General features: G+C 30.0%; 9 protein-coding genes. All 9 read left to right on the forward strand.

What is annotated here, in order from left to right; all coding sequences use genetic code 11:
* Positions 1-379 precede the first annotated feature (379 nt).
* The 9 genes from ACSHW5_RS16245 to ACSHW5_RS16285 all read left to right on the forward strand — a co-directional run bounded on the left by ACSHW5_RS16245 (position 380) and on the right by ACSHW5_RS16285 (position 8,695).
* Positions 380-2,338 (forward strand): AAA family ATPase, encoded by a 1,959-nt coding sequence (locus ACSHW5_RS16245; protein WP_435677199.1) that lies wholly within the window; start codon positions 380-382, stop codon positions 2,336-2,338.
* A complete protein-coding gene (locus tag ACSHW5_RS16250; protein ID WP_435677200.1) occupies positions 2,331-2,915 on the forward strand; it encodes an NUDIX domain-containing protein in 585 nt (194 codons plus the stop codon). The genes ACSHW5_RS16245 and ACSHW5_RS16250 overlap by 8 nt, the downstream gene beginning before the upstream one ends.
* 90 nt (positions 2,916-3,005) lie before the next feature.
* Positions 3,006-4,244 (forward strand): DUF6638 family protein, encoded by a 1,239-nt coding sequence (locus ACSHW5_RS16255; protein ID WP_435677201.1) that lies wholly within the window; start codon positions 3,006-3,008, stop codon positions 4,242-4,244.
* A gap of 185 nt (positions 4,245-4,429) precedes the next feature.
* Positions 4,430-4,942 carry a hypothetical protein gene (locus tag ACSHW5_RS16260; protein ID WP_435677202.1) on the forward strand — a complete coding sequence of 171 codons (513 nt, stop codon included), beginning with the start codon at positions 4,430-4,432 and terminating at the stop codon, positions 4,940-4,942.
* 113 nt (positions 4,943-5,055) lie between these two features.
* Positions 5,056-6,747 (forward strand): hypothetical protein, encoded by a 1,692-nt coding sequence (locus tag ACSHW5_RS16265; protein ID WP_435677203.1) that lies wholly within the window; start codon positions 5,056-5,058, stop codon positions 6,745-6,747.
* Between the two features lie 348 nt (positions 6,748-7,095).
* The gene (locus ACSHW5_RS16270) at positions 7,096-7,461 is read left to right on the forward strand and encodes a DoxX family protein (protein ID WP_435677204.1); all 366 of its coding nucleotides are present in this window, start codon (positions 7,096-7,098) and stop codon (positions 7,459-7,461) included.
* A complete protein-coding gene (locus ACSHW5_RS16275) occupies positions 7,448-7,843 on the forward strand; it encodes an OsmC family protein (RefSeq protein ID WP_435677205.1) in 396 nt (131 codons plus the stop codon). The genes ACSHW5_RS16270 and ACSHW5_RS16275 overlap by 14 nt, the downstream gene beginning before the upstream one ends.
* 65 nt (positions 7,844-7,908) lie before the next feature.
* On the forward strand, positions 7,909-8,442 hold the full coding sequence (locus ACSHW5_RS16280; RefSeq protein ID WP_435677206.1) for an NADPH-dependent FMN reductase: 534 nt from the start codon (positions 7,909-7,911) through the stop codon (positions 8,440-8,442).
* Between the two features lie 4 nt (positions 8,443-8,446).
* On the forward strand, positions 8,447-8,695 hold the full coding sequence (locus tag ACSHW5_RS16285; protein ID WP_435677207.1) for a glutaredoxin family protein: 249 nt from the start codon (positions 8,447-8,449) through the stop codon (positions 8,693-8,695).
* The last annotated feature ends 512 nt before the right edge of the window (positions 8,696-9,207 follow it).

Below are 9,207 nucleotides of genomic sequence, written 5' to 3' on the forward strand. Positions count from 1 at the left end.
AATCCACAGACTATTGAGAATTTTTGTAATATTATTTATCAAAATTATGAATTGGCACTGTGTAAATTTTAATCTGTGGATAAATCCACAGACTATTGAGAATTTTTGTAATATTATTTATCAAAATTATGAATTGGCACTGTGTAAATTTTAATCTGTTGATAAATCCACAGACTATTGAGAATTTTTGTAATATTATTTATCAAAATTATGAATTGGCACAGGTTTCAACCTGTGTTTAATTATTGAATATTATATTGGCTTTAGCCAAATTATTGCAAACAAAATGCTAAATTAAACTTTTAAAATTTCTGATTTTAAATCTTTAAAGTCTAAAAATTATAAAGTTTGTAAGGTAAAAAGAAAACTAAAAAAAACTATGAATCATAACTCAACGTTTCCTATAAAACAGAATGAATTAGACATGCTCAGAGATGAAGCTTCTGGTTATTTAAAAAGTATTCAATGGGAACAAAGTGACAGAGCAAAAAATAAAGACAAAGACGCAAAAGACGAATCGATTTTATTGTATTTGTCAAGAGCAAACGCAGGAAGTAATGTAGAAGTTACTTCAGTTTCTAAAACTATTTTAGCGTTAAAAAAACGCTTATTGCCAGATTCTATTGCAATTCCGGTCTATTTAAATCAGACCTTGTACGCCGTACAAGAAGGCCTCACTTTGGGTATTTGGATTAAAGATAATTATTATGATTCTTCAGGATTGTCAAGTTTACACGAGCGTAAATCTGCATTAGATTCTCAAGGAAAACGTGAGTTTGAAAGTAAAATGCAAACTGCAACAGCGTTTCAATTATTTGCAGCCTCTTATAAAATTTTACACGATTTAAAACCACATGCTTCAGATGATTTATCTGTAATGAAGCAAAAATTTGCGGGTATTCCAGAAGTTTCGCTTTTATCACCATTAAAAGGAATTGCCTGTACTTTGTTTTATTTCGATAAATATTTAGGACATCCAGAAATAGTAAAATCAGACAAAGATGTTATCGATTTTACCGTTGTTTTTTTTGAAGCTTTCATTGATGAAATTCAACTGAGAAAAAGCAGTTTGGAGTACACAGAAACCATTGTAGATAGAACGTACAAATTAGAAAATTCTGATTTTTCCGTTTCAGGCTGGGACAATGTGTTTTCTGGAACAGCAAAAAGTATAGCTTTTAATAGAATTCAGTTTGAGCAAATTGTAGGGAATAAAGACGCCAAACATTTTGCACGTAGATTAACAGAAAGAATGTTGAGTTACGATTTTGATGCAAAGAAAAATCCGTTTCAAGAATTGGGTGGTTTTATGCCTGTTTTTATGGGGTATGGAATCCCCGGAACGGGAAAAAGTATGTTAATTGCAGCCATTGCAACTCGCTTAAAAGAACATTCAGACAATTTAGACATTCCGTTTTTATTTCATCCAATGCCAGACACATTAATCTCTACTTTTCAAGGAGGATCTGCAGAAAAAATGGTAGAATGGATGAAGCCCATGCAAGACCCAACAAAATTAATTTTTGCGCCCATTGATGATGCAGAAAATAATTTACAAGAAAGAACAACACAAGGCGTTTCGGCTGGTGTAAAAGAAGTAATTGGAGTTTTCTTACGGTATACAGAAGGCGCTTATGCGGTAAATTACGGGAATTCTTCTATAGGATTATTTACCAATTTGCCAGAAATGTTAGACAAAGCGGTAATTTCTCGTGTACAAGGTAGATTTAAAATTGATGGAGCAAGAACGGAACACGATTTTTTAGATCAAGATTATATTTGGTGGAAGAAATTTGAAAAAACAATGCCCGATTTTGTGAATATGCAAAATCCGTCTAATTATGAGTTTTTAAAGGACCAAGGATTGACAAAAAGTATGGGCGAAATTTTGAGTTCTATAGAAAAACCATCCGAAGAAAGAGTTTTAGAAGCCTATGATAAAGCAGAAAAAAATCATAGATCTAATGAGCATTTATTCTTTGCCATTTTATACAAAGAAATTCAGAAAATATTTCCGTTTTTTTCATCAAGAGATGTACGAAATATTCAGTCGGCAATTTCATTAAGATTAACAGATTTCGATTTAGAACCAGATTGGTTTTCGAATCCTGAAATTTACTTTAAGCAGAAATATGAAACCAAGTTTAATATGTTGCAAGAGTTGATGAAAAGCAATATGAAAGGACTTAATTTTTCTGAAATAAGAAGGCAAGAAGTAGTCCGTTATTTAGACAATGTTGCCACCATTGCAGACACAGATTTTAAGAGAAAAGTAGACGCAAGAGTTAATCAAATGAATGTAGATTTAGAAGCAAGAAAAACTTTTGAGAATGAGTAATATCAGAATTAAGAATAGTAAGAAAACATTATTATCAGATAATTATTACACCTTAAATAAATTCAATTTTGATTATCAAATGTCAGACGGAAGTTGGGTGCATCAAATGAGAGAAGTGTATGAACGTGGGCATGGAGCGGGAATTTTGTTATACAATACCACCAAAAAAACGGTAGTTTTAATAAAACAATTTAGGTTGCCTACTTTTTTACATGATAATAAAGATGGCTTTCTAATTGAAATTCCTGCTGGTTTATTAGATTTAGACAATCCTGAGCAATGCGTAATAAGAGAAACAGAAGAAGAAGTAGGAATTCGTTTAAAATCTGTTAAAAAAGTATATGAAGGTTATTCATCACCAGGAGTTTTAACAGAGAAAATGCACTTTTTTGTGGGTGAATATACAGACGATATGAAGGTGAGTGAAGGCGGAGGTTTAGACAGTGAAACAGAAGATATAGAAGTTTTAGAAATTCCGTTTACGGAAGCTTTAAGAATGTTAAATGAAGGCGAAATTGTAGATACAAGAACCATTGTGTTGTTGCAATACGCACAAATCCATAAATTAATTGAATAAAAAAAACACCTGTATTTACTTAAAAAATCTAAACAAACACTATAAGTCTTTTGTGAAGTTATAGGGAATAATAATATAGTAAACAATACCATGCAAAAACTACAACAAGCCAATTTATATAGAAGTGAACTTATTACTGTAAGTGGTAAATTGGTAGAGCGCTATAATAAGTGTCTGGTAAAACTTGGTTTTACAAAAACAAAATTATCTTCATTTTCTATTGATGGTGTTGGTTGGAGTCCGGAAATTGCTGAAGAAAAAGAGGAAACACATTATTTAAACAATGGTGAAGCAAATAGTCATGCAATTTTAATTACACCGTTTCAGAAAGGATTGCCAGTGTACAATCCGTTTTATTCTTTTGACAAAGAAATGATGAAAGAGGTGTTTGCAAAACATCAACAAAATATAAGAGACATTACTAGAGACTCTGCAATTTGTATAGAGTTTGATCAAAAAATAGATGTTTTTTACGAGCCTTTGGATGTTCTAAAATACAAAGATGTAATTATTAAATTTCATTTAATTGATAATCTAGACAAGCAAAAAGAAGCACAGCTGGCGTTAATTGAAACATTTAAGCAAGGAAATAATTTTGTAGATGAAAATTTGCATCAACAATTAATAGCATCAGCAAAAAAATATGGAGATTTAAGAACCAGAAATTTACAATTGGCACCCATTGTATTTACAACAGATTCGTTTTATACTAAGGCTTTTGGAGGTGTTTATGTGTTAAGAGATTTTATAGAAACCATTTTAGTTTTTGAGAAATTTGAAACCTACAAAGAAGCTATAAATGATACGGTTTATGAAGGATTAATGTATCATGTTTCTCATCCAGAATTGGTGGCTAAATTAACAAGTCATTTAATTATTGAATATAATTTAGAAAAGGAAGTTGGTACAAAACGATACAACAGAATAAAAAAATACATGTTGGCCAATTCTTTAAAAAAGGTGACCCATCCTTTAAAAGACATTTTACAAAATCCAATTTTATTTAAAAGTTATTTGAATAAAATTGATGCCCAAACTCGAAAAAAGGTAATGGGAGTAGAACGTTTTTTAGAAAAATACGCCATTAATAAACAAATAAAAATTAAGGATATTGTAGATGAAAAACTGTTTTTTTCTTTGCACAGTCCTCATTCATCACTAAAAGCACAACATCAAGATTTAATTTGGAAACTTTTGGTAAATATTGCATCAAAAGATATGTTGTTTCTGTATTGGTATGATAAAGAAGAATTTTATAAGCAATATGAAGCTTTAGATGATTCTATGAAGGAATGGGTAATTGAAACAATTTCTGAAGAATTAGGCTAGTTAAAAATTGAAATTTTGAAGAAAGAAGTTGCCGAATCGTGATTTAAAATTTTGTATATTTATAAAAAGAAGCGAGACTTCAATTTTGGATACTTTTCATAAGTTTGTAGCATTAAGACAGTACCAAAATAAGGTTTTTAAGGTTGATAAAAAAACCGGAATAGGAAATTAAAAATTAAAAAATTATGACATTAGAACTTATTATTTTTATCGCCTCAATTTTATTTGGTGTTGTTATTTACTGGAGAGAATCTCAAGGAAATAGAATGTATCGTTTTTTTAATAAAATAATGAATTCTAAGGAATTACAAATGAAAGCAACCGACAAAAGGGGCTTTGTGTTTCTGCAATCTTTTTTATTAAGAGCCGTTTTTATTACAAGCTTTTTTTTAATTATAATAGTAATAACACGCTTTTTAATTCCTATAGATTTGGCTACTATTTCTTTGTTTGCTTCTATGATTTGTGGAACTTTAATAGGAACTTATGTGGCAGGTTTTATTTTTAAATCATCAGAAATTATAGAAGAACAATCAGATAATTTAGAAGATTTGGTACATGAAACTATAGAAAAAGGTAAAGATTTTATTGAAGATTTTCAAACAAAAGAAACCGAAAAAATGGAGTCGCCAAAAGAAGCATCTAAAGTGCAAGAAAAAAGTGCAAGAGAGCGTTTAAAAGATAAAGGGTTATTATAAGTATTTGTTATTACAAAGGGTGTTTAAAAGAAAGAACACGTTACATTGAAACTAAAAATAAACAGATTGCCATAACTTTTTAATAAAAAGTCTCGCAATTACAAGGTATTATTATGTTAAAGAATTATTGGAAAAAAGGAGGAAAGCAAAAGAAAAGAGTTATCATGTTTTTTATAATATTGATAGCATTATTGTTTTTTCTTCGAGATGATTATCAACCTGCATTATTATTTGTAAGAAAATTTATTTTCATTATTTTATTAGGATTTATTGTGCTCTATTTTGGATTGAGAAAATTCAGAAAATCTACAAGTATAGGAAGCAGAATAGGAGTTTTATTTCTATTATCTCTATTTTTTGGATTGCTTTATTTTGCTGGTTGGCACTTTAAAATGTACGATTATATAAAAACGTATAATGTTTTTAATAATTTAAATAAAATAGAAATTAATGAGCTTCCGTTAACACAAAATGAAAGAATACAGCCATTACGTAATATTTTTTCTATGGCAAATGAGTCTGTAGGAGAAACAAAAGATGTTTCATTGCCACATTTGGTAAGAGTAGATTCTATTAATAAATGGACCATGGCAATACAACCAACAGAAAAATATTATTGGCAAGGTTTAAAAGACAATACAGAAGAAGTTTTTGCAGTTTCTAGTACAACGCCTTTCCCTAGGTTTTCTAATGAAAATAGAATTTCTGTTACTTTTTCTATTGGCGAATCTCTAAAATTTAGCAGAAACACATACAATGCAGTTGTACAAAGATTTAACCCTTGGATGCTTTTAAATTACGAGCCAAGTGATACTTTTTATATGAAAAATGACAAAGGCGCTTGGGTAGAAGTGGTGAGTTTAATAAAATGGAAAGGTTTCTTTTTTCCGTATCCAACTTTTGGTGGTGTTATGGTAATAGAAAATGGAGAACATACTTTTAAAGATTATTTAGAAAGAATTACCATCGGAAAAGGAATTTTTATTCCTTCTGAAAAAATGAAGAATTACAGTTATTTAACCAGACAAAATACACTTTCAGAAAAAGTATCTCAATTACAAGCAGAATCATTAAAGTTTTTAGCAGGATTTTCAGATCCACTTCCCTGGAATATGAAAAGTGCCGTTAAAATTCCTGAAGCTCCGAAAGATCAAAATGCTCAACCTTATGTAACAGATTTTGATTTTTCAGACACAAAAATAGATGCATATAGCGGCTTATATCATTGGTTTGGTTTAGAACCTGTAGGATCTGAAAGAACCAGTTTAAGTTACAGTGTTTTTATTCCTTCAGACGGTACAGATAAATTGTATTATTATGATCATGCTTCTAAAAAACAAGGGTATGCTGGCGTTTCTGCCATGCCTTTAAAGGTAAAAGAATCTAAAAAAGAGTACGATTGGAGTGCAAATTCTCCGGTAGAATTTAGACCGTATATTAAAAATATTGCGGGTAGAAAACGTATGTTTTTCTTAGGAACTGTTTCTACCATTAGCGATAATAATCCCAATCAATTTGATGGTTCTGCAACACCAGATTTGGCGTTGGTAGATAGTGAATATAGAGATGTAGTTTGGATAAATGCGAAAAAACCAAGCACTTGGGAAGAAGAAGTGTATAAACAATTAAATGAAGCTTGGCGTGCAAGTGAGAACATCAATATTTATTTTAAAAACGAGAAAACGATTTTAGAAAAGAATAGAGAAATTCTAGATTCCATAAAATTATTGTCAAAGAAAGAAGCAGAACTTAAGAAAATAGAAAAGCTTCAAAAGCAAATAGATTCTATTAAAAAGAATCAGTAGTTTTTTTTGTCGCTATTTCTTGCTTGGAGTTTGTCTTGAAGGCAGTGGAAAGGCACTCGCTTTTTTTAGTGTGTTCTCCATTCAATTTTCTTTCCTTCGTCAGAAAAATCACTCGAACAGACACTAAAAAAAGAGCTCAAACAATTGCTGCAATTTGGGCTAGACTTGTTTTTTGCGGATGTAAAATCGAATTACAGAATAAATATATAAAGACTCTTCAGATTCCAAAAGCCTGAAGGGTTTGCTTTTTTAATCAGAAACAAAAAAATAAAATATTCCGTAGAAGTATTTTCCTTGGAAAATAAAAATATTTGTTGTAACTTTGTTTAGAATTTAAAATTATTCAAAATGAAAACCACAAAAATTATATATTATATTTCTACAAGTTTGTTAACATTAATAATGCTTTTTTCTGCCGGAATGTATATTTTTAATCATGAAGCAGTAGCAACAATGTTTACAAATTTTGGGTATCCAACCTATATTATTTATCCGTACGCTATCGCAAAATTATTAGGTCTAGTGGCTTTGTGGTTTGTAGCTAACAAAACGATAAAGGAGTGGGCGTATGCTGGTTTTTTCTTTGCATTTATATTTGCTTTTTTTGCACATATAATGATCAATGATGGAGAACAAGCCGCATCTATAGCAGCAATGTTCTTTTTAATTACCTCCTATATTACAAATAAGAAAATTAGCAATGTCAGACGTTAAAAAATCTCAAGTAGTTTTAAAAAATAAAAACTATTTAACAGAGGTAAAAACAAGAAATCATTTTTTAACAATGGATCAATCCGTTGCTTCTGGAGGTGATGATAGTGGAGCAACTCCTGTAGAATTTTTATTAACAGCAATTGGTGGTTGTGTTGCTATGACATTAAGAACCTATGCAGAAAGAAGAGGTTGGGAACTTGGAGAAATCTCAGTAAATGTTGGTCAACATCAAGATGAAAACGGCAATTACTTAACGGAAGAAATATCTTTTGAAAAGGAAATTACAGAAGAACAAAGAAAGAAGTTGTTGGTGTTTGCAGGGAAATGTCCGGTAGCAAAAATGGTAAAAGGAGAAACTAAAATAGTAAGTAGTATTCAGTAATTCAGTTTGCAGTGGGTAGTATAACAGTTTACTGTGACCATTACATAAATAAACATTTTTAAAATATGAAAAAAATATTAGCTTTTGCAGGAAGTACAAGTTCTACTTCTATCAATAAAAAATTAGCAACATTTGCAGCAGAAAATTTAGAAAACACCTCTTTTGATGTTGTAGATTTAAGAGATTTTACACTGCCAATTTTTAGTGAAGATGAAGAGAAAAATGGTTTTCCAGAAGATGCCAAGAAGTTTAATTCTTTATTAGATAATTATAACGGTTTTATTTTGTCTTTAGCAGAACACAATGGTTCTTATGCAGCGGCCTTTAAAAATATGTTTGATTGGAGCTCAAGAATAAAAACCAACGTTTTTAGAGATAAACCTTTGCTATTAATGGCAACATCACCAGGTGGAATGGGCGGTAGGTTTGTTTTAGCAGCGGGTGAACAAAGATTCTCCAGACAAGGAGCAAGTAGCTTAATTACCTTTTCTTTACCAAGTTTTTATGATAATTTTAAAGAAAGTAAAATTGTAAACAAGGAATTATTGGCTTCTTTAAAAGAGCAAGTAAAGGCGTTTGAAATAGCAGTAAATCAATAAAAAAATGAAAATAGTTTTATACGGAAAACAAGGTCATGCGTATACTGTTGCTTTTAAAAATTTTTTAAATTCAACAGATGTGCCATATACATACAAAGATATATCTAAAGATGTTGTAGCTAGAGAACACAGCAAAGAACTGTATGAAGGCGTAGCTAAATTTCCAACTTTGTTTGTAGATGATAAAGTGTATTTAACACCAACAACAGAAGAATTTAATAAAATAATGCAAGATTTGAACTTAAGAGCCTAAGTTTTTATTTTTGGAAGAAAGTGGAAAGAATGAAGTATAAAGAACAGGGAATTAAGTATAAAGTATAAAGAATGAAGTATAAAGAACAAAGAATTAAGTATAAAGTATAAAGAATTAAGTAAATAGAAGAATTAAAACGCAATTAATAATAACAATGTCAGGCTGAGCTTGTCGAAGTGTATTTGTTTGAATGTGAAGATTTTAGTTAAGATTAAAAAAGGACTTATAAGTTTCAAAACACAATTAATATTAACAATGTCAGGCAGAGCTTTTCGAAGTCTATTTGTTGGCATGATGAGATCTGAATTAATAATAGAAATGACTTATAAGTTTCAAAACACAATTAATAATAACAATGTCAGACAGAGTTTGTCGTAGTTTATTTGATTGAATGAGAAGGTTTTAATCAATATTAAAAAAGGACTTATAAGTTTTAAAACACAATTAATAATAACAATGTCAGACAGAGCTTGTCGAAGTCTATTTGTTTGAATGAGAAGATTTGAATTAAG

Origin of the sequence: Polaribacter sp. (genome assembly GCF_051251875.1) — a bacterium.
Taxonomy (GTDB): Bacteria; Bacteroidota; Bacteroidia; order Flavobacteriales; family Flavobacteriaceae; genus Polaribacter.

Bases quoted from the DNA above. Each gene is read 5' to 3' on its own strand.
- ACSHW5_RS16245 (WP_435677199.1), top strand. From the start codon at position 380: ATGAATCATAACTCAACGTTTCCTATAAAACAGAATGAATTAGACATG.
- ACSHW5_RS16250 (WP_435677200.1), top strand. From the start codon at position 2,331: ATGAGTAATATCAGAATTAAGAATAGTAAGAAAACATTATTATCAGAT.
- ACSHW5_RS16255 (WP_435677201.1), top strand. From the start codon at position 3,006: ATGCAAAAACTACAACAAGCCAATTTATATAGAAGTGAACTTATTACT.
- ACSHW5_RS16260 (WP_435677202.1), top strand. From the start codon at position 4,430: ATGACATTAGAACTTATTATTTTTATCGCCTCAATTTTATTTGGTGTT.
- ACSHW5_RS16265 (WP_435677203.1), top strand. From the start codon at position 5,056: ATGTTAAAGAATTATTGGAAAAAAGGAGGAAAGCAAAAGAAAAGAGTT.
- ACSHW5_RS16270 (WP_435677204.1), top strand. From the start codon at position 7,096: ATGAAAACCACAAAAATTATATATTATATTTCTACAAGTTTGTTAACA.
- ACSHW5_RS16275 (WP_435677205.1), top strand. From the start codon at position 7,448: ATGTCAGACGTTAAAAAATCTCAAGTAGTTTTAAAAAATAAAAACTAT.
- ACSHW5_RS16280 (WP_435677206.1), top strand. From the start codon at position 7,909: ATGAAAAAAATATTAGCTTTTGCAGGAAGTACAAGTTCTACTTCTATC.
- ACSHW5_RS16285 (WP_435677207.1), top strand. From the start codon at position 8,447: ATGAAAATAGTTTTATACGGAAAACAAGGTCATGCGTATACTGTTGCT.